16 protein-coding genes, 3 tRNA genes and 1 pseudogene are annotated in these 19,661 nt (G+C 63.7%); 12 read left to right on the top strand and 8 right to left on the bottom strand.

Going from position 1 to position 19,661, the window contains the following annotated elements:
* Window positions 1–148 precede the first annotated feature (148 nt).
* The gene (typA, locus tag ACYQ01_RS03075) at window positions 149–1,993 is read right to left on the bottom strand and encodes a translational GTPase TypA (protein ID WP_459932361.1); all 1,845 of its coding nucleotides are present in this window, start codon (window positions 1,991–1,993) and stop codon (window positions 149–151) included.
* A 183-nt stretch (window positions 1,994–2,176) separates the two neighbouring features.
* Between typA and ACYQ01_RS03070 the strand changes: the two genes are divergently transcribed.
* The gene (locus tag ACYQ01_RS03070) at window positions 2,177–2,611 is read left to right on the top strand and encodes a nuclear transport factor 2 family protein (protein ID WP_459932360.1); all 435 of its coding nucleotides are present in this window, start codon (window positions 2,177–2,179) and stop codon (window positions 2,609–2,611) included.
* Between the two features lie 216 nt (window positions 2,612–2,827).
* Here ACYQ01_RS03070 and ACYQ01_RS03065 read toward each other — a convergent pair whose 3' ends face one another.
* The 6 genes from ACYQ01_RS03065 to ACYQ01_RS03040 all read right to left on the bottom strand — a co-directional run bounded on the left by ACYQ01_RS03065 (window position 2,828) and on the right by ACYQ01_RS03040 (window position 6,228).
* The gene (locus ACYQ01_RS03065) at window positions 2,828–3,145 is read right to left on the bottom strand and encodes a TusE/DsrC/DsvC family sulfur relay protein (RefSeq protein WP_459932359.1); all 318 of its coding nucleotides are present in this window, start codon (window positions 3,143–3,145) and stop codon (window positions 2,828–2,830) included.
* A 235-nt stretch (window positions 3,146–3,380) separates the two neighbouring features.
* Entirely contained in the window at window positions 3,381–5,126 is a 1,746-nt protein-coding gene (locus tag ACYQ01_RS03060) for a YcaO-like family protein (RefSeq protein WP_459932358.1), read from the bottom strand.
* Window positions 5,126–5,857 (bottom strand): class I SAM-dependent methyltransferase, encoded by a 732-nt coding sequence (locus ACYQ01_RS03055; RefSeq protein ID WP_459932357.1) that lies wholly within the window; start codon window positions 5,855–5,857, stop codon window positions 5,126–5,128. The genes ACYQ01_RS03060 and ACYQ01_RS03055 overlap by 1 nt, the downstream gene beginning before the upstream one ends.
* Before the next feature lie 51 nt (window positions 5,858–5,908).
* Window positions 5,909–5,983 (bottom strand) — tRNA-Gly (locus ACYQ01_RS03050).
* A gap of 5 nt (window positions 5,984–5,988) precedes the next feature.
* Window positions 5,989–6,063, bottom strand: a tRNA-Cys gene (locus ACYQ01_RS03045).
* Window positions 6,064–6,153: 90 nt separating this feature from the next.
* Window positions 6,154–6,228 (bottom strand) — tRNA-Gly (locus tag ACYQ01_RS03040).
* A 221-nt stretch (window positions 6,229–6,449) separates the two neighbouring features.
* Here ACYQ01_RS03040 and dksA point away from each other — a divergent pair.
* The 7 genes and pseudogenes from dksA to ybeY all read left to right on the top strand — a co-directional run bounded on the left by dksA (window position 6,450) and on the right by ybeY (window position 13,859).
* Window positions 6,450–6,812 (top strand): RNA polymerase-binding protein DksA, encoded by a 363-nt coding sequence (dksA, locus tag ACYQ01_RS03035; protein ID WP_459932356.1) that lies wholly within the window; start codon window positions 6,450–6,452, stop codon window positions 6,810–6,812.
* Window positions 6,813–6,821: 9 nt separating this feature from the next.
* Window positions 6,822–8,318, top strand: coding sequence for an NFACT RNA binding domain-containing protein (locus ACYQ01_RS03030; protein WP_459932355.1), 1,497 nt, complete (start codon window positions 6,822–6,824; stop codon window positions 8,316–8,318).
* Between the two features lie 171 nt (window positions 8,319–8,489).
* Window positions 8,490–9,650 (top strand): annotated as a pseudogene (locus tag ACYQ01_RS03025) (methyl-accepting chemotaxis protein); the annotation flags it as partial.
* A gap of 81 nt (window positions 9,651–9,731) precedes the next feature.
* On the top strand, window positions 9,732–10,211 hold the full coding sequence (locus tag ACYQ01_RS03020; protein WP_459933880.1) for a PDC sensor domain-containing protein: 480 nt from the start codon (window positions 9,732–9,734) through the stop codon (window positions 10,209–10,211).
* 9 nt (window positions 10,212–10,220) lie between these two features.
* The gene (locus tag ACYQ01_RS03015; protein ID WP_459932354.1) at window positions 10,221–11,207 is read left to right on the top strand and encodes a PhoH family protein; all 987 of its coding nucleotides are present in this window, start codon (window positions 10,221–10,223) and stop codon (window positions 11,205–11,207) included.
* Between the two features lie 64 nt (window positions 11,208–11,271).
* On the top strand, window positions 11,272–13,446 hold the full coding sequence (locus tag ACYQ01_RS03010) for an HD family phosphohydrolase (protein WP_459933879.1): 2,175 nt from the start codon (window positions 11,272–11,274) through the stop codon (window positions 13,444–13,446).
* Window positions 13,447–13,502: 56 nt separating this feature from the next.
* The gene (ybeY, locus tag ACYQ01_RS03005; RefSeq protein ID WP_459933878.1) at window positions 13,503–13,859 is read left to right on the top strand and encodes an rRNA maturation RNase YbeY; all 357 of its coding nucleotides are present in this window, start codon (window positions 13,503–13,505) and stop codon (window positions 13,857–13,859) included.
* Window positions 13,860–14,005: 146 nt separating this feature from the next.
* Here ybeY and ACYQ01_RS03000 read toward each other — a convergent pair whose 3' ends face one another.
* Complete coding sequence (locus tag ACYQ01_RS03000) at window positions 14,006–15,031, bottom strand: BtrH N-terminal domain-containing protein (RefSeq protein ID WP_459932353.1); 1,026 nt, start codon at window positions 15,029–15,031, stop codon at window positions 14,006–14,008.
* A 405-nt stretch (window positions 15,032–15,436) separates the two neighbouring features.
* On the opposite strand from ACYQ01_RS03000, the gene argF reads away from it, so the two are divergent.
* The 4 genes from argF to ACYQ01_RS02980 all read left to right on the top strand — a co-directional run bounded on the left by argF (window position 15,437) and on the right by ACYQ01_RS02980 (window position 19,515).
* Window positions 15,437–16,366 (top strand): ornithine carbamoyltransferase, encoded by a 930-nt coding sequence (gene argF / locus ACYQ01_RS02995; RefSeq protein WP_459932352.1) that lies wholly within the window; start codon window positions 15,437–15,439, stop codon window positions 16,364–16,366.
* A 24-nt stretch (window positions 16,367–16,390) separates the two neighbouring features.
* On the top strand, window positions 16,391–17,584 hold the full coding sequence (locus ACYQ01_RS02990) for an argininosuccinate synthase (protein ID WP_459932351.1): 1,194 nt from the start codon (window positions 16,391–16,393) through the stop codon (window positions 17,582–17,584).
* A gap of 132 nt (window positions 17,585–17,716) precedes the next feature.
* Window positions 17,717–19,135 carry an argininosuccinate lyase gene (gene argH, locus ACYQ01_RS02985; protein ID WP_459932350.1) on the top strand — a complete coding sequence of 473 codons (1,419 nt, stop codon included), beginning with the start codon at window positions 17,717–17,719 and terminating at the stop codon, window positions 19,133–19,135.
* Window positions 19,132–19,515 (top strand): OsmC family protein, encoded by a 384-nt coding sequence (locus tag ACYQ01_RS02980; protein WP_459932349.1) that lies wholly within the window; start codon window positions 19,132–19,134, stop codon window positions 19,513–19,515. The genes argH and ACYQ01_RS02980 overlap by 4 nt, the downstream gene beginning before the upstream one ends.
* Window positions 19,516–19,661: the final 146 nt, after the last annotated feature.

The following is a 19,661-nucleotide window of genomic DNA, read 5'->3' as shown; positions in this document are numbered from 1 at the left end:
GAAACACTCCTTGGCGGTTGGTGGCCGGCTCATAGCCTGTTTGCGACGTGTCGGCAACCTGGGGCGGTGGCGGGGCGTCGGACAAGAAAATCCCCCGGAACGGGCGGGCCGGTCCGGGGGACATCGAGTTCAAGTAGTTCTTGAAAGGCTACAGGCCCAGCTTTTCCCGCTTTTTCTGCCCCTGAATGAGGTGGCGCTTGCTGGCGGAGAGTTCGGACTTGCGCAGCCGGATGGAGAGCGGGGTCACTTCCACCATTTCGTCCTCGCGCACAAAGTGGATGGCGCGTTCCAGGGTCATGGGCCGGACCGGGGTGAGGATGATGTTTTCGTCCTTGCCCGAGGCGCGCATGTTGGTGAGCTTTTTTTCCTTGGTGGGGTTGACGTCCAGGTCGTTGTCGCGATTGTGTTCGCCCACCACCATGCCCTCGTAGACCGGATCGCCGGGCTTGACGAAGAGTTCGCCGCGCGGCTCCAGGTGAAACAGGCCGTAGGCCACGCCCGCGCCGGGGCGGTCTGCTACCAGCGAGCCGGTGAACCGGGTGGGAAAGTCGCCCCGGTAGGCCTCGTAGCCTTCCAGGAGCGAGTTCATGATGCCCGTGCCCTTGGTGTCGGTGAGAAACTCGTCCCGGTAGCCGATGAGCCCGCGCGAGGGCACGGAAAATTCCATGCGCACGCGGCCCTTTCCGTTGTTGACCATGTTGATCATTCGGCCCTTGCGGATGGAAAGCTTTTCGGCCACCACGCCGAGGAAGGTCTCGTCGCAGTCCACGAAAACGCGTTCGATGGGCTCCAGGCGCTGGCCGTCCTTGATCTTGTAGATGACCTCGGGCCGACCCACGGAGAGTTCGAAGCCCTCGCGGCGCATGGTCTCCACCAGGATGGCCATCTGGAATTCGCCCCGTCCCTTGACCACGAAGCTGTCCTGGTCCGAACTCTGCTCCACCTTGATGGCCACGTTGGCCAGGGATTCGCGTTCCAGGCGTTCGAGAATCTTGCGCGACTGCACGTTTTTGCCTTCGCGTCCGGCCAGAGGGGAGGTGTTGATGGCGAATTTCATGGACACCGTGGGCTCGTCCACCCGGATGCGGGGCAGGGCCACGGGAAATTCGGCGTTGCAGATGGTGTCGCCTATGGTCACGTCGTCCAGGCCGGAAAGCACGATGATATCGCCGGGATTGGCCTGGTCGGTCTCGGTGAAACTCGGTCCCTGGTAGGCCTGCAGGCGGGTGACGCGCAGGGGGACGGGCTTGCCGTCCTCGCCCACGCGGACCAGGCTTTCGTTCTGATGCGCCGATCCGTTGACCACACGGCCGATGGCCAGGCGGCCCAGAAAGTCGGAATAGCCCAGGTCGGCCACCAACATCTGGAAGGGCGCGTCGGGATCGTAGCGCGGAGCCGGCACGTGGGCCATGATGGCCTCGAAAAGCGGCCCCAGGTTCACGCCGGGAGTCTCCAGGCTGCCCGAGGCCACGCCCTGGCGGCCAATGGCGTAGAGCACGGGGAATTCGAGTTGTTCCTCGCTGGCGTCCAGGTCGATGAAGAGGTCGTAGATCTCGTCGAGCACTTCCTGGGGGCGGGCGTCCTTGCGGTCGATCTTGTTGACCACCACAAGGATGGACAGGCCGCGTTCCAGGGCTTTTTTGAGCACGAACCGGGTCTGGGGCAGGGGGCCTTCCGAGGCGTCCACCAGGAGCACGGCGCCGTCGGCCATGGCCAGGGAGCGTTCCACCTCGCCGCCGAAGTCGGCGTGGCCGGGGGTGTCGATGATGTTGATCTTCGCTCCGCCCCAGCGCACGGCGCAGTTTTTGGCCGCGATGGTGATGCCGCGTTCGCGTTCCAGGTCCATGGAGTCCATGAGGCGCTCCTCGACTTCCTGGTTTTCGCGGAATGTGCCGGACTGGCGGAACATGGCGTCCACCAGGGTGGTCTTGCCGTGGTCGACGTGGGCGATGATGGCGATGTTGCGGATATCTTCGTTTGATGCTGTTTTCATGGGGAGGTGTTCTCTTTGCTGGATGAACTGGGAGCCACTCCATACGGCCGGGAAGCCGCACAGGCAAGGCCAAAGTAGTCCCTTTTTCGGCCGCCACGCAATCGCCATGAAAGATGACGGCATCTTGGACTTGCGGATCAACCGACTTTTCGAACCTCAGACAAACCCTCACGAGGAGGCCCTATGCGGCCACGCGAAGTTGTCGAGCATTTCGTCGAGGCCTTCAAGCGAGCGGACGTGCCCGGGCTCATGCGCCTTTATGCCGAACAGGCGGTCAACCACCAGGTAGCCAACCGGCCGGTGGAGGGGAAGGCGGCCATAGAGGCCATGTTTCGCGAGGAGTTCGCCCGGGCGGACATGACCTGTCAGGTGGAAAACGTGTTCGAGGACGGCGAGTGGGCCATTTGGGAATGGAAGGACCCGTTGGGTCTGCGCGGTTGCGGGTTCTTTCACGTGGTGGACGGCCGGATCGTCTTGCAGAGCGGCTATTGGGACATGTTGAGCTTTCTCCGTCAGCACGGCTGCCCCTTCCGCTCCGGTGATCGGGCGTCGATCGTTTGCGCTCGGCGCGACAACGGCCTGATCCGGTCTATGGGCTGCGGGCCGATTCGTTGGTAAGGATGCGCTTCAATCGGTGCGCCTTTCGCGCCCGGTGAATCCGGCTGGACAGGCCGGACAGCCGGGGAGCGCCAAGGCACCCTGGCGGCATTCGGCCGATTCCACGGCAAGGGGGGCGGCTTGAACCGTTATGCGGTCGCCACGCGCCGGAACGCGAACAAGAAAAAAGCGGAACCCGAAGGTTCCGCTTTTCTTTCATTATAAAAAGCGTCCGGACTACACGCAGCCGGTGGGCTTGGGCAGGCCAGCCATCTTACAAGCTCCCTTGCCGGGGCCAGAGGGGAACAGCTCATAGATGTGTTTCAGCTTGTAGCCCGTGACCTTGGAAAGGATGCGCACCATGGGGGCGATGCCGTTCTTGCGGTAGTAGTCCTGCAGGAACTCGATGATCTTCTTGTGCTCGTCGTCGAGCTCTTTGATGCCTTCGGATTCCTTAACGTATTCGACCCACTCGGGGCTCCAGTCCTCAAACCGCTGCAGAAAGCCGTCTTCGTCGATTTCGAAGGTATTGCCCTTGAATTCAATCGTGGCCATTCTCCATCCTCCTTGGCTTTACTTGGAGCATCTCTTCAATGCTGCGTGAGATGTTGGACACAGCCCTCCACAAGGAGGGCGCCGATTCAAAACTACCGGTCCGCTAAAATCCGTCTTTGTAGGATTAGGACGGAGACTACCATACCGGAAAAAACCTGCTGAGACAAGATGACATGCCAGTGTCGTTTCACTACGCCACAAGTAACGAATAATTACTCGTCTCTGGCCTGTGTTGTCAAGCCTTTTCGGGGCTTAGCGCCCCCAGAGCCAGCTCCTCGAGTTGGGTGCGAACAAAATCCAGATCCGGGTCCAACTCCAAGGCTTTGCTCAAAAATTCCACGGCCAAGGGCGTGTTGCCCAGGCGCTTGTGACAAAGCCCCAGGTTGGCCAGATCCATGACCGAGCCCGAATCCAGGCGAAGCGCCAATTCGAAATCGCCCGCCGCCCGGGCGTAGTCTCCGGTCTTGAATCGGGCCACGCCGCGCAGGTTGTAGTACTCCTTCACGTCGGCGCTGTGGGCGATGGCCCGGTCCAGAACGTCGAGCGTTTCCGCCCATCGTTCCTGCCGGCTGAGGGAGTAGGCCTGGTAGAAGGCCGCCAGCCCCTTGTCCTCGGCGTCTTGTTGCAGGGGCTCGGCCTGGGCGAACAGATCGAGGGCGGAGTCCAGATCTTCCAGGCGCAGGGACAGCAGCCCCTGGTGAAAGGGCAAATAGGGGGCGTCGGGAAGCATTTCGCGCAGGGTGTCCAGGCCGGCCAGGGCCTCGCCTGGGTCGGACTCTTCGGCCAGCATGCGGCCCACGAACAGCCCCAGGCTGGCCCGCGCAGAACGCTCGCGAAAGGCCAAGCCCGGCGCGAAGCTGTAGTTGGCCGCCACGCCCAGTTCCCGGTTGGTGGTTTCCACCGTGTACAGGGTGTGCCCCTTGGCCGAGAGCCCGCGGGCCAGGTTCAGGAGTTCGTCCAGGATGTCCCCCTGTTCCAGATCGGGCAGGCGGTCCAGCGACACTGCGGGGCCACGGGTCAGCCAGGCGGTTTCCTCGACGTTTTGAAATTTGCGCAGGCCCGAGGCTTCATAGTTGCTGCCGGTTTCGAAGTCGCCGGCCAGTTGGGCCACCTCGGTCAGGGCTCTGACCGCCGCCTTGACCGGCGAAGCCGCCGTGCCAGCCGTGAACACGATTTCGGACCGCTCGGGAAAGGTCGCCGGGTCGTAGGCCAAGGCGGCCACCGTAGGCGCGGGCATGCCCAGGCTGAAATCCTTGAGCCAGAGCTTTACGCCGTTGCGTCCGAAGGCCTCGACCAATTCGGACAGCACGGGGTCGGCGCGGTCTTCGATCGCGAGGGTGGGCAATTCGGGTTCGTCGCGGTCCACCAGGGCGCTGACGTGCCGCTCCACGAGTTCGCAGGCCCCCTGCAGGATGGACTCCTCCAGGCAATTGCCGGCTGAAGCCCCGTTGAATTCGTTGAGCTTTTTGAACCAGTCCAGCGGGACCATGACCTCCCGGCCGTCATGTACGCGCATGGCCGGACAGAAGCGCCAGGCCACCAGGTCCATGACGGCCTCGGCCTTGGCCGGGGCCAGGGGATCGTGGACCGAAAGCAGGATCTCTTCGATGGGGATCACCCGCCCGGGCCAGAGTTTTTGGGCCTGGCTCCAGGTGGCCAGGGTGAAACGGCTTTCGTCTGCCCAGAAGGTGAAAAAACTGTAGCGCTCGGCCAGCTCCATCAAACCCGAGGCTTCGGCCTGGGCCGGGGACGCGCCTTTGCCCATTTGCTTGCGCGTGGGCATGTACTGCCTGGCCTTGGGACCGCAGACGCTCAGGTACACGGGGATGCCCAGGCGACCGGTGTCGGTGCGGCGCAATTCTTCGAGGATGCCGCCCTGGTCGTCGAACAGGGCCTTGACCTTGGCCACGGTGTCCGCCGGGGAGCAGAACTTGTCCGAATCGGAGGTGTAGCCCTTGGGCGTGGAACGCAAGGGACGCATCAGGCGGATTTCCTCAAACGGTAGATGGCGCTGCGGCGCTCCACGCCATCCTCGTCGGTACGCGAGGTCTCCATGCGTCCGATGGAGAACCGCGGCTTGGCCAGGGACATGAAGGCGTCGGGCCGACGGGAGTCGTCGCAACTGAGCAGCACCTGGGCGTTCGGGGTGTCTTCTAAATGGGCGTCGAGAAAGTCGAGCAGGCCGGCATGGGTGTGCGGCAGGTACAGGGCTTCGGACGCGGCCACCGTTTCGAAGCGCTGGCCCAGTCGGTCCACGGTGAAGTCCGTGACCTGGGCCGTGGCCCGGTCGGCCAGGCCGTTTTTCAGGATGGCCGCCTTGATGAAAAGGGCGGCTTCGGGCTCGATGTCGGTGATGACGGTGCGCACGCCGCGCATGGCGGCGGCCAGTCCGCAAAGGCCCACTCCGGCTCCGACCTCGAGCAGGGAGGCTGGAGCGGGGCGCATCTTGGCCAGGAGCACGGCCATGGGCAGGGAAGCCGGCCAGAGCTTGGCCCAAAAGGGCAGGCTCAAGGGGTGGTCGTTGTCGGACGAGGCGGCCAGCCGATCGACATAGGCGGCCATGTCCTCGATCTGGAGGACGTCGATTTCCATGTCGGCCAGGCGCACGGTCTCGAAAACGACGGGATGACGCGCCCCGGCCGCGGCCAGCAGACTGTCGAGACTCGCCGTCGGATCAGCCAGCAGGGCCGTGAAAACAGGGGAGCCGTTCATGCGAATCCTCGAAAAAAGGCCGACCCCGAAGGGATCGGCCTTTGTGCGCGGTGGAGCGGGAGACGGGATTTGAACCCGCGACTTCAACCTTGGCAAGGTTGCACTCTACCACTGAGTTACTCCCGCGCTGGTGGAGGCGGCACCCGGATTTGAACCGGGGAATGGAGGTTTTGCAGACCTCTGCCTTACCACTTGGCTATGCCGCCCCGCCTGAAAAAACAAAGCCTAGTTCAAGCCGCCGACGCTGTCAACGTGGTCGACCTGGAATGAAAAATCCCCCGGATACGAAGGGGGAGTGGAGCGGGAGACGGGATTTGAACCCGCGACTTCAACCTTGGCAAGGTTGCACTCTACCACTGAGTTACTCCCGCTCAGTGCGAGAGGCGCTTTTAAAGGGCTTGGAGCGCGATGTCAAGCGTGGTCGTCATTTTTTTTTATTTTCTCCCTTCCGGGGACTTTGCCGTTTTAAGGAATAGGCGCGGACCATGCGGGGAAGTCCGTCGCGATCTCTTTACCTCGGGACGCAAATCTATTAGAGGGATTGACTTTTACCGGATACCACAAGGGCAGCCCGTGAGTTGCCGGAGGCATAATGGAACAGAAAGACCTGGATTTCTTCCGTCAGTACCTCAACGACGCGCTCCAGGATATTTTCAAGAAAGGCGAGGAAACCATCGAGGACATGACCGACACCGTGGAGGTCTACGCCGACCCGGCGGACCGGGCCACGGCCGAGTCCGACCGCGCCTTCACCTTGCGTCTGCGCGACCGCGAGCGCAAGCTCATTCGCAAGATTCAGGAAGCCATCGAGCGCATCGAAGACGGTTCCTACGGCATCTGCGAGGAGTGCGGCGAAGATATCGGCGTGGCCCGCCTCAAGGCCCGGCCGGTCACCACCCTGTGCATCAAGTGCAAGGCCCGCCAGGAGGCCGAGGAAAACCTGCGCGGGGAATAACCCGCTCCAATGGACGCCGCCTTTTTTCGTTTCCTTGGGCCGGAGATTGGCCGCCTGCTGGGCGGCGCCCGGTTCGAGACCGTGTATTGCCCGGCCCCGGGCTTTTGGACCCTGGCCTTTTCTCCACCCGTCACCGTCGATCTTGATCCGGAAAGCGCGCCTTGCGCGTTCGTTCTTCTGAGAGCCCATCCGCAAAAGGGGGCTCTGTTCCTCTCGTCGGTAAAGCCGGCCAACCCCCCGGCCCCGCCCATGCGGGCCATGTGGCTGCGTAAGCGCCTGCGCTCGCGCCGGGTCTGCGGCCATGTCTGCGATTGGCGCAAACGGACCCTGGCCCTGGAGCTTTGCGGGGGAGGGTGGTTGCTGCTCTCCATGGAGTCCGATCCCGACGTGACGGACGCCTTGCCCGAGGATTTCGGGCATTTCGACGCCTGGCCTTCGCCCGAGGACCTGTTGGCCGACCCCGCCGCGCCGCGCAGTCTGCGCCGGGCGCTGGAACGCGAGGACGAGCCGGATCGGCCTCGGGCCTTGGCATCCTTCCTGTCCGGCCGGGCGGCCGGGTTTTATCTGCCCCAATCCGAAAAACAACCGGTCTCGCCCCTGCCCTGGCCCGAGGGGCGCGAATGTGTGCGCTATCCCTCGGCGCTTCAGGCCGCTTCGGCCCACGGAGACTGGGCTTTTTTTTCGGCCCTGGCCCCGGCCGTCCAGGACGAGGCCAAGCTTCGGGCGCGCGCGGACAGACGACTCAAGACCCTGGACGCCGACGCCAAGCGCCTGGAAGGCCTGGTGGCCCGTCAGGCCTGGGGGGAGGCCATCGCGGCCAATCTTTCGGGGCTCGACGGCCGGGCCAAGGTGGAACGGCTCGAACTGGATCATCCGGAACTCGGACACATGGACTTGGCGCTCGACCCCTCCCGCACGGTGGTGGAGAACATGGAGCGGTTTTTTCGCCAGGCGGCCAAGGGGCGGCGCGGACTCGGCCACGTGGATCGGCTGCGGGCCGATGTCCTGGAGGGGCGTCTGCCTCCGCCCCGGTCCCGGGTCGGCCATGCGGGAGACGCCCGCATGCGCGGCGCAGAAAAAAAGTGTTCCGACAAAAAAGGAAAATCCGGGAAAGGAAAGGATATCCCCCTGCGCCGGTTTCGTACGAGCGACGGGTTTGCGGTCCTGCGCGGTCGAAACGCCGCCGCCAACCACCGTCTTCTTTCGGAGGTGGCCAGGCCCTACGACTACTGGTTCCACGCCCGGGGCGGACCCGGGGCGCACGTGATTTTGCGCCGCGACAATCCCGGCGCGTCCGTGCCCGAGCGCAGCATGGAGGAAGCCGCTGCCCTGGCCGGACTGGCCAGTTGGCAGGCCGGCGCGGCCAAGGCCGAGGTCATTTGGGCCGAGGCCGGAGCCGTGCGCAAGATCAAGGGCGCCCCCCTGGGGCAGGTGCGCCTGGATGCGGCCAGCACAATTTTGGCGGTGCTGGAGCCGGACCTGGAAGAGCGCTTGAGCGAGGATTGACGCCCCTTCGCGCCCCGAATACCCGGTTTGATCGAAGCGGCCGATGGCCGTTTTGTGTTACAAAAACGTTGCAACTGGGAATCGTACGGGGTTGTCAATTCAGAATTGACATTTTCGGAAACTCCTTTCAATCTGTCCTCGCGATGTAGACTTCCCCTTCCGAGGATTCCCATGACAAAATTGTCTTCAAGCGTTGTGTTGGCAGCGACCGCTGCCCTTGTGGTCGCGGTGATGACCTTGTTCGTCTGGTTTTCTCTTGATCCGGCGGACTTTTCCGGCCTTGATCCGCAGGTCGCCGGCAGTCTGGCCGGCGTGCGTTCCGCCGTGGGGTGGCTGGGGCCGCTGGGCGCGATCGTTTTGCTGGTCGGGGGCTGGTTGGCCGTGCTTCGGGACGGCCGGGCGGCCAAAGCGTTGGCCGAACGGGCCCGCGCGGCCGCGGGTTCCGGCCGGACACACCCGGAGCCGGTCGGGAGCGCGCAGGACCTGGAAGCGGCCGTCGACGCCCTGGCCCTGGCCCTGGACGAATCCCGCGAAGCCTTTGCCCGGGCCGATCAACGGGCCAAGTCCTGCACGGCCGACGCCGAGAGCGCCAAGGCCCTGGCTCTGGCCACCCGGACCCGGGCGGAAACGGGCAGCCGGCAGGGGATGCTGGGCGCGGCCGGCACCTTGAAGACCGCCGTGGATCAGATCCAGGGCGTGGCCGACGAACTCGGCGGCGAGGTGGAGAACACCGCGGCCGGAGCCGGACGACTGGCCGACATGGTGGCCCAGACCGTGACCGCCATCGAGCAATTGGACCAGGGCGTGCTGGAAGCGGCCAGAAACGCGGGTCAGGCGGCGAATCTGGCGGCCCAGGCCAAGGAGCGCGCCGAACATGGGGCCACGGTGGTGGAAGGCGTGGTGGACGCCGTGGCCAGCGCCTACCGGCACACCATGGATCTCAAGGGGTCGCTCGAACAGTTGGGAAGCAAAACCGAGTCCATCGGCCAGATCATGACCGTGATTTCCGACATCGCGGATCAGACCAACCTGCTGGCCTTGAACGCGGCCATCGAGGCCGCGCGGGCCGGCGAGGCCGGACGCGGTTTCGCGGTGGTGGCCGACGAGGTGCGCAAATTGGCCGAAAAGACCATGAGCGCCACCCGGGACGTGGCCCAGGTGATAAACGCCATTCAGGCCGAATCGCGCCAGGCCCTCACCGGCATGGACCAGACCGCCGCCCAGGTGGAGCGGGCCACGGGGCAGGCCCGGGAATCCGGCCAGGCCCTGACCGATATCGTGAATTTCGTGGACAAGACCGCCGACCAGGTGCGCGCCATCGCCGCGGCGGCCGAGGAACAGTCCTCGGCCAGCACCCAGATCGGGCGCACCGTGGAGGACGTCCAGACCGTCTCGGGACGGACGCTTTCCGGCATGGACCAATGCGAGGACAGCCTGCGTCGACTCTTCGGCCAATTGTCCACCCTTGCCAACCTGCAGGGCGTGTTTACCATGCTGGGACAGGGCGCCGCCCAGGACCTCATCGACGAACTGGCGCACAGCGACGACCTGCTTTCCCTGGACAGAAGCCGTATCGAGTCCAGGTTGCGACGGGTCATGGCCGGCACGCCGTTTTTGGAATTGGCGTACATGACCGACGCGACCGGCGTGCAGATCATCGACAACATCGCTCCCGCCGGGTTCGCGGCGGCCTATGGCGATTCGGGCTTCGGCAAGAGCTGGGGCACGCGCCCCTGGTTTTTGGGGGCCATGAAAAAGAAAGACATTTTCATTTCCGAGATGTATACGGGGGTCGCGTCACAAAGTCCCTGCATCACCGTGAGCGCCCCTGTGGCGGGTAAAGACGGAAAAATCCTTGGCGTTCTTGGCCTGGACGTCAAGCTGGGAAAATGACGGCCATGAATGCCGACCCCCAAAGCCTACGAACGAAAACTCGAATTCGACGACGCCACCTTGGCGCGCGACCTGTTCGGTCCGCATAACGCCAATCTGGCCTTCATCGCCGAAAAGACCGGCGTACGCCTGAACAGCCGGGGCAATGCCCTGCGCCTGAGCGCGCCCAGCGAGACCTCCCTGACCCAGGTGGCCGACCTCCTGGTGGAGCTCTACGGCATGCTCAAGAAGGGGTTGCCGGTCTATCCGCGCGACATCGAGCCGGCCCTGGCCAAGCTGGGCAAGCCCGGCGGCGAGGAAATGGCCGGGCTTTTCGAGTCCGAGGTGTTCGTGGTTTCGCCCAAGAAAACCATTACCGCCCGCACTCCGGCCCAGCGGAAATATCTGAGCGCCATCCGCGCTTCCGACCTGACCTTCGGCATCGGACCGGCAGGAACGGGCAAGACCTATCTGGCCGTGGCCATGGCCGTGGCGGACCTGCTGGCTCGGCGCGTCAAACGCATCGTGCTCACCCGTCCGGCCGTGGAGGCCGGCGAGAAGCTCGGTTTTCTTCCCGGTGACCTGATGGAAAAGGTCAATCCCTATCTGCGCCCCCTGTACGATGCCCTGCACGACATGCTCACCTTTCAAAGGGTGGGCGAAATGCTGGCCGAAGGTGTGGTGGAGGTGGCTCCCCTGGCCTTTATGCGCGGTCGCACCCTGAACGACGCTTTCATCATTTTGGACGAAGCCCAGAACACCACTCCCGAGCAGATGAAGATGTTCTTGACGCGGCTGGGGTTCGGGTCCAAAGCGGTGGTTACGGGCGACGTGACCCAGATCGATTTGCCTCACGGCGCGCCCTCCGGTCTTTTGCACGCCCGGGCCGTCTTGTCCGATGTAGATGGACTGCGGTTCGTAACTTTCAGCGAGGAGGACGTCATCCGCCACCCCTTGGTGGGGCGGATCGTGCAAGCCTATGAAAGGGCTCCTGTGTCGACTCAGAAAATCGCCTAACTGCAAACAGTTGGCCCCTGGACAGCAACTTCCGCCCCCGCCTCCCGTGAGTTGGGGGTTGGCGGTGTTTCTTGGGGTCATTGTCTGTTCGGGCCTGCTTTCCGCCGTGAAGGTGGACCCCGGCGTGCGCGTGTTCCTGGCCGGGGAAATCGCCACCATGGATGTGGTCGCCGACCAGAGCATGCGCATCGAGGACCGCGAGGCCACCCTGCGCAAGCGCGAGCAGGTGGGCGAAACCCTGCCCCCGGTCTACGACCTGAGTCCCGACGTTTTCGAGAACTTGAAGAAAAACGTCACCGACGTGCTGACCCTGGTACGCAAACCCGATGAAGATCTGGAAAAACTGCGCCTGTCTCTCTCGGAAGACCTGAACGCGGAAATCGGCCGGGACACCATTCTGGTCTGGCGCACCCAGGACTTTCAGGAACTGGTGCTCCACAACCTGCTTCCCTGGCTGAGCGAAGCCTATTCCCGGGGCGTTATCGCCAATTTGGCCCAGCTCGGCAATTACAAGAATGGCCTGCTCCTGCGCGAGCTGCCCACGGGCATGGAAACCCTGCATCTGGAGGCGCGCGACCTGCGCGACCTGGACCAGATCAAGGACGACCTCGACCAGATGCTCAAGCGCGAATACCGAAAGCCCATTCGCGTCCGTAAGGCGGTCTTCATACTGGTCGCGCCCTTTTTGCACGGCAATGTCGTGTACAACAAGGAAACCACCCTGGCCCGCAAGCGCGAGATCATGGCCGCGGTGGAGCCTTCGTATTACGTGGTGAAAAAGGGCGAAATGATCGTACGCCAAGGCGAACGTGTTTCGCCCGAGCAGCAGGTCAAGTTGCAGGCCCTGCATTCCCAGCGTTCCCGGGTGGTCAATCCCTTCGCCGTGCCCGGGCTCATCTTGTTCTCCGCCCTTTTCCTGGTCATGCTGCACTTCGCCCCCGAGGCCAAGAAGGGACTGCGTTCCGTGGGAGAACGCGACTGGCTGATGCTTTCGGTGTTGACCGGACTTTTCATGCTGCTGGGCAAATTCGTGGAGTTGGCGCACGCCACGGATTCGTACCTTCCGCCCCTTCTGCGTTCGGGTTTCATGGCCTACGGACTGCCCGTGGCCGGAGCGGCCGGAGTGCTGGCCATGTTCCTGCCCCGGGGCTTGTGTTCGTTTTCCGTGCTGCTCCTTTCCTTCCTGGTCACCAACGAGGTGGGCGGCGGGCTGCATCTGTTTGTCTACTACATTCTGGTCGGTTTCGTGTACGTCAACATCATCAAGGCCACGGAAAACCGACATGACGTTTTGCGTTCGATCTTTCCCCTGGCCGGACTGTTGCTCATCAGCTGGCTGTCCGTGAACCTCATGGATTTTCGCGGGCTGGACGCCCTGCTGGCCGGCGGCGTCTACGTGCTCATAAACGCCGTGTGTTCGCTGTTGCTCGTTCTGGGCCTGAGCCCCATCTTCGAAATGCTCTTCGGCTATTCCTCGCGTTTTCGCCTCATGGAACTCATGAGCCTGGAACAGCCCCTGTTGCAGGACCTCATGGTCAAGGCGCCCGGCACCTACCACCACGCCCTCATCGTTTCGAACATGGTGGAAGCCGGAGCCCGCGCCATCGGGGCCAACGCCCTCCTGGCCCGGGTGGCCGCCCTGTACCACGACATCGGAAAGCTCAAGAACCCTCAGTATTTCATTGAGAATCTTTTCGGCAAGGAGAACAAGCACAACAAGCTTTCACCTTCCATGAGCGCGCTCATTCTCATCTCTCACGTGAAAAAGGGCGTGGAGCTGGCCCGGGAGCACAAGCTCGGCCAGGATATCGCCGATCTCATCGGCCAGCACCACGGGACGACCCTGATCGCCTATTTCTACCACAAGGCCCAGGAATTGGCCGAGAGCAAGGGCGAGGAGCCCGTGCGCGAGGACGAGTTCCGCTATCCCGGACCCAAGCCCCAGACCAAGGAAGCCGGACTCATCCTCTTGGCCGACGCCATCGAAGCGTCGAGCCGCACCTTGGTGGACCCCACCCCCAGCCGCATCAAGGGGCACATCCAGACCATCGTACGCAAGATCTACACCGAGGGGCAGCTCGACGAGTCCGAACTGACGCTCCGCGACCTGACCCAGCTCTCCGAGACCTTCCACCGCATTCTGACCGGCATCTTCCATCATCGCATCGAATATCCCAATCTCGACAAGCCCAAAAACGCCAAGGACGGCCCGGTTCCCCTGCCGGAGAAGGCCGCGTGATCTTTGTGGAGCCCGGGGCTGGACTGTGTCCGGCCCTGCCGCTGTCGCGTCGGGAAATGACGGTTTTTCTGGTCAGGCTGCTCGGCGCGCTGGGTCTGGAAGGGGCCTCGGTGGAACTGCGTCTGGTGGACGATGCGGCCATGGCCCGGCTGAACCGGGATTTTCTCGGCCTGCCCGGACCCACGAACGTCTTGTCCTTTCCCGCGGAAGACGCCCGGGACCCCGCCTTTCTGGGAGAAATAGCCCTGAGCGTGGACACGCTCTTGCGCGAATCCCGCCTCTACGGACAACCCCCCGAAGAACACCTGGCCCGCCTGCTGGCTCATGGCCTGCTGCATCTGGCCGGGCACGACCATGGTCCGGTCATGGACGAACTCACCGACATGGCCGTGGAGGCCATGCGCTCAGCCTGAGATCAACACGGAAATATTTTGGACCGGAAGGGCAGGCGTCCCGGACGGGGAGACGCCGCTCGGATAGGGCGGGAGGAGGGGGAGAGGGACGCCTGGCGTCGCCGCCTTCCCCCTCGCTGGAGGTTTTCCCCCGGGAGGCGAAAACGTCAGACCGCGGGTTCCGCCTTCACTTCGGGACCGGCCAATCCCGTCAGAAGCTCCATGGCCTTGGGCTCCAGGTCGGCCAGGGTTTCGAGCGCCCCGGCGGCCTCGTCCAGGCAGGCCTGGTCGCGGGTTTCGTGGGCCTGGTCCAGGGCGTTCGCCGCGCGGGTCCAGAGTTCGGCGCTTTGGGCGAACATCTCTCGGGCCTGGTCCACGCGTTCATCTGCCAGGATGGGGCGGCACTGGTCCAGAAAATCCCGATACAACTGCCGGAAGAGCGATCCGCCCGTTCCGCCGCGCTCCATGAGCAGGGCCGTGCGCCTGAGGTGGTCACTTTCGGGCGGACAGTGGGCGAACCACTCCCGCATGTGGGCGGCGGCCTTGAGCAGGCCCGGACGACCGAAATTGCGCGTGGGCGGGCTGAGATAGTCGCGGGCGTTGTCGGCCAGGGCCTGGGACAACACGTCCGCGCGGGTGTCGGCGTTGGGAATGAAGTCCGGCGTCATCTCGAAGGTGCAGGAGAGATTGCGCGAACTCATGACGCCGGGGGCGTTGCGGGCCTCGGCCAGGCTTTCCAGGCTTGTTTTCTGCAAGCCGCCCTGTTGCACGGTCTCGGCCAGGTAGGCGGTGGTGTCGTCCAGGCCGTGGACGCAAACGTAATGGGCCGGGAAGTGAAAAGATTGGTTGAAATATTCCAGATAGTAGCTGTCGAGCTTGACGCCCACCGGCCGGCCTCGGCCCAGGTTGCGCACGAGGTTGGCGAAGGCCCGCTTGGGCGAGGGGGTCTGCTCTTCCGCCAGGCGAAGCCCCAGGGCCTTGGCGATGTTTCGGCTCACGCAGTTGGGCAGAATGCGCCCGCCCACGAAGGGGAACTCCAATTCCTGTTGGTCCCAGTAGATAAAGGCCAAACCGCGCCCCAAGCCGAAGAGCATGGGTTCGGTCAGGTGGATGTCCAGACGGGCGAGCAGGTTGCCGGAAGTGGTGGTTTCGCAATGCTGGCCTTGATAGGGGGTGAAATCGGAAACGAACATGGGGTGCTTGAATCCTTGGGTTGCGGATGCTTTGGGGAATGTACGGCCCTCGGGCCGGCGGAACGCCGCGGACATTGGCGGCGAAAGACGCGACGGCTCAGGTGGGGTCACCATGAACTTTTGGGGCTAAATAGCGCTTGCCGGCCTTGTCCGCAAGAAGCCGAAGGACCGCTCCGGGCGTCCGGGGCGGGCGACGCCCCCTGAAGACGGAGATCGACGAGCCGTTTTCCGGTCTTCCATGGTCCCCGGTATCGCGCGTTGCTTCCCCCTGGGACTGCCGACGAAATTCCCATGGTTTTGCCCACGCCTTCCGAATGCCCCGTATGGGCTTTACAACGCCTTCGCTAGAGAATAACAAATTGCTTTTTTCGAGCAATTCGACATCACTCTTCCGGGGGGACCGCCATGCCAAAGAAATTTCTCGTCATTGAAGACATAGACAAGCCCCTGCTCGGGAGCGTGGTCGCACGGGCTCTCGAAATGAAACGGACCAAACAGCGCTCCGACCTGCTCGCGGGCAGGAATATCGCCCTCGTGTTCGAAAAGCACTCCACCCGGACGCGGGTTTCCTTCGAAATCGCCGTGCGTCAATTGGGCGGAGGCGTGGTCTACATGACCCAGCACGATTCCCAGCTCGGCCGCGACGAACCCGTGGAAGACACCATCCGGGTGCTGTCGCGTTACGTCGACGGAGTGGTCATGCGGACCTTCGAGCACTCCAAGCTCGAACGCATGTGGAAACTGTCGTCGATCCCCATCATCAACGCCCTTTCCGACGATTATCACCCCTGCCAGGTGATGGGCGACATCATGACCATGGTGGAATACGGCCCGAAACTGGCCGACGCCAAGATCGCCTGGATCGGCGACGGCAACAACGTCGCCCATTCCTGGATCGAGGCGGCCTCCTGCTTCCCCTTCGAGCTGGCCCTGGCCTGCCCCGAAGGCTACGATCCCAAGCCGGAGATCGTGCGCCAGGCCATGAATCAGGGCGCGCGCATCACCTTGACCCGCGATCCGGCCGAGGCCCTGGCCCGGGCCAATTACGTCTATACCGACGTGTGGGCCTCCATGGGCCAGGAAGACCAGGCCCAGGATCGCATGGCGGTCTTTCGTCCCTACCAGGTGGATGCGGCCGCCATGGCCTTGGCCGCTCCCGGAGCCAAGTTCATGCATTGCCTGCCCGCACACCAGGGTGAGGAAGTCACCACCGAGGTGTTCGAGTCCGAGGCGTCGATCGTCTGGGACGAGGCGGAAAATCGTTTGCACATCCAGAAAGCCATCCTCGAGTGGGTGTACGGCGACCTGGACTACTCGAAATACTGTCTGGCCTAGGGCCGGCGCGGAGAAGACGAAACCATGAGCGCGATCAAGAAAGTTGTGCTGGCCTATTCCGGCGGCCTGGACACCTCCGTCATCCTCAAGTGGATCAAGAAAACCTACCAGTGCGAGGTCATCACCATGACCGCCGACCTGGGCCAGGAAGAAGAACTCGACGGTCTCGAGGAAAAAGCCCTGAACACCGGGGCGACCAAGGCCTACATAGACGACCTGCGCGAGGAGTTCGCCCGCGACTTCGTGTTTCCCGTGCTGCGCGCCGGGGCGGTGTACGAAGGGCGCTACCTCCTGGGCACGTCCATCGCCAGGCCCTGCATCGGCAAGCGCATGGTGGAGATCGCCCTGGCCGAGGGCGCCCAGGCCGTGGCCCACGGCGCCACGGGCAAGGGCAACGACCAGGTGCGCTTCGAACTGGCCGCCATGGCCCTGGCCCCCCAGCTCAAGACCATCGCCCCCTGGCGCGAGTGGGACTTCAAGGGCCGGGCCGACCTCATGGCCTTCGCCAAGGAGAACGGCATCCCCGTGCCCGTCACCAAGGAAAAGCCCTATAGCTGCGACCGCAACCTCATGCATCTTTCCTTCGAGGGCGGCGAACTCGAAGATCCCTGGAACGAGCCCGGCCCCCACAGCCATTTGCTGTGCCGCCGCCCCGAGGACGCGCCGGACGCTCCCCAGTACGTCACCATCGACTTCGAGGCGGGCAACCCGGTGGCCGTGGACGGCGAGCGGCTTTCCCCGGCCGCGCTCATCAAGGCGCTCAACACCCTGGGCGGAACCCACGGCGTGGGCCGGCTGGACATGGTGGAAAACCGCTTTGTGGGCATGAAGTCGCGCGGGGTCTACGAGACTCCGGGATGCACCATCCTGCATGCGGCCCACCGCGACCTGGAAGGCATCACCCTGGATCGCGAGGTCATGCACCTGCGCGACATGCTCATTCCTCGCTACGCCGAAATGGTCTATTACGGTTTCTGGTTCGCGCCCGAACGCGAAGCCATCCAGGCCCTGGTGGACAAAAGCCAGGAGCGGGTCAACGGAACCGTGCGGGTGAAGCTCTACAAGGGCCAGGCCACTCCGGTGGCGCGCAAGTCGCCCAATTCGCTCTACAACGCCGAACTCGTCACCTTCGAGGAAGATTCGGTCTACGACCAGTCCGACGCGGCCGGGTTCATCAAGCTCCAGGGCCTGCGCCTGCGCGGCTACAAGAAACTCTAGTTTTCTCTTCGTAACACGGCAATATCTTCATCCCCTTCGCCAACTCCGCGAAGCGACATAAAGTTTTTGAAGGAGGGTCCAGGGGGGAAACTTTTTGAAAAAAGTTTCCCCCCTGGCCGCCGGAGGCTCTCCATGTCTTCATCTTCCTCTTCCTCTTCCAAACCCTGGGGTGGCCGCTTCACCGAGCCCACCTCGAAAATCGTGGAGCGCTACACGGGTTCCGTGCGCTTCGACAAGGCCCTCTACCGGCAAGACATCGCCGGATCCAAGGCGCACGCGCGCATGCTGGCCCGCCAGGGCGTGATCGGCGACGACGAGGCGCAGACCATCGTCCAGGGCCTGGACGCCGTGCTGGGCGAGATCGAGTCCGGGGCTTTCGTGTGGAAGGAAGAACTCGAAGACGTGCACATGAATATCGAGTCGCGCCTGACCGAACTGGTCGGCGACGCCGGGCGCAAGCTGCACACGGGCCGGTCGCGCAACGATCAGGTCTGCCTGGACTTCCGTCTTTTTGTCAGCGCACGCCTGGAGACCTGGAGCGACCTTCTGGCCGATCTGGTGGCCGTGTTGACGCAACGCGCCGGGGAGCACGTTCACACCCTCCTGCCCGGCTACACCCACATGCAGCCGGCCCAGCCCGTGAGCCTGGGGCACCATCTGCTGGCCTACGCCTGGATGTTTCGCCGCGATCACGAGCGCTGCCGCGACGCTCTCAAGCGTTCGGCCGTGTCGCCGCTGGGCGCGGCCGCCCTGGCCGGCACCACCTTTCCCCTGGATCCGGCCTCGGTGGCCGAAGAGCTCGGACTTCGCGGCGTCTTCGCCAACAGCCTCGACGCGGTGTCCGACCGCGACTTCGTGCTGGAGGCCCTCTTCGTGGGCGCCACGGTCATGACCCATCTTTCCCGCCTGTGCGAAGAGCTGGTGCTGTGGGCCAATCCGAATTTCGGCTACGTGGCCCTGCCCGACGCCTTCGCCACGGGCAGCTCCATCATGCCCCAGAAGAAGAATCCCGACGTGGCCGAGCTCATGCGAGGCAAGACCGGCCGGGCCTACGGGGCACTTTTCGCCCTCATGACCATCGTCAAGGGCTTGCCGCTGGCCTATAACCGGGACATGCAGGAGGACAAGGAACCCTTCTTCGACTCGGATCGAACCGTGAGCGACTCGCTGGCCATTATGGCCGAGATGATGCGGGCCATGGGATTTCGGCCGGAACGCATGCGCCTGGCGCTCAAGCTGGGGTTTCTGAACGCCACCGAGCTGGCGGACTACCTGGCGGCCAAGGGCGTTCCCTTTCGGGAGGCCCATCATGTGGCCGGTTCGGCTGTGGCCGCTGCCGAGGCCAAGGGAGTGGGTCTGGAAGAGTTGAGCTTGGACGAACTGCGCGCGCTGTCGCCGGCCATTGATCGGGACGTGTTCGAAGTGTTGGCCTACGAGACGGCCATGCGCAGACGAAACACCCCCGGCGGCACCGCTCCCGAGCGAGTGGTGGAACAGATTTCGGCCCTTGAGGCCTGGCTGACCGATGGGGGAGCGCGGCGGATCGGATGATCGTTTGCGAAAGCTCCGGGGCGGACCCGGAATATGTCTCCACGTTCGGCAACGGCCGGTTCACGGGGCGATCCGACACCAGCCTGGACAAGGGCGGCTCGGGCCAGGGATTTCGTCCGCACGAGCTTCTGGAGGCGGCGCTGGGCGATTGCATGGCCATTACCGCGCGCATGTACGCCAAAAAGTACGGTTTGGCCTTGGAGTCGGTGAAAGTCACCGTGGAAGTGGACCGCTCCCGGACCGGTCGGTCGGAGTTCGTCTGTTCCGTGGAGCTCACCGGCGACCTGACCGAGCGCGAGCGGGCCAAGATCGTGCGCGCGGCCGAAAATTGCCCGGTGCGCAAGACCCTTTCCGCGGAGATCGGTTTTCGAAAGGCTTGACCGCCAGGGACGGCCTGCCACAAGGGGATTGCGCTTTCCCGGAGACGCATGGCGTCAGGAAGGGGAGGGCCTCGCCGCCCCGGTCGGCGGTTTTTTCTCGGAAAACGGGATTATGTTTTTCGGGGCAGGCAATAATTCAAATCCAT

This window comes from Fundidesulfovibrio butyratiphilus (assembly GCF_054657235.1).
Note: the sequence above shows the minus strand (reverse complement) of the source record. Positions and strands in the feature narration are given on the sequence as shown.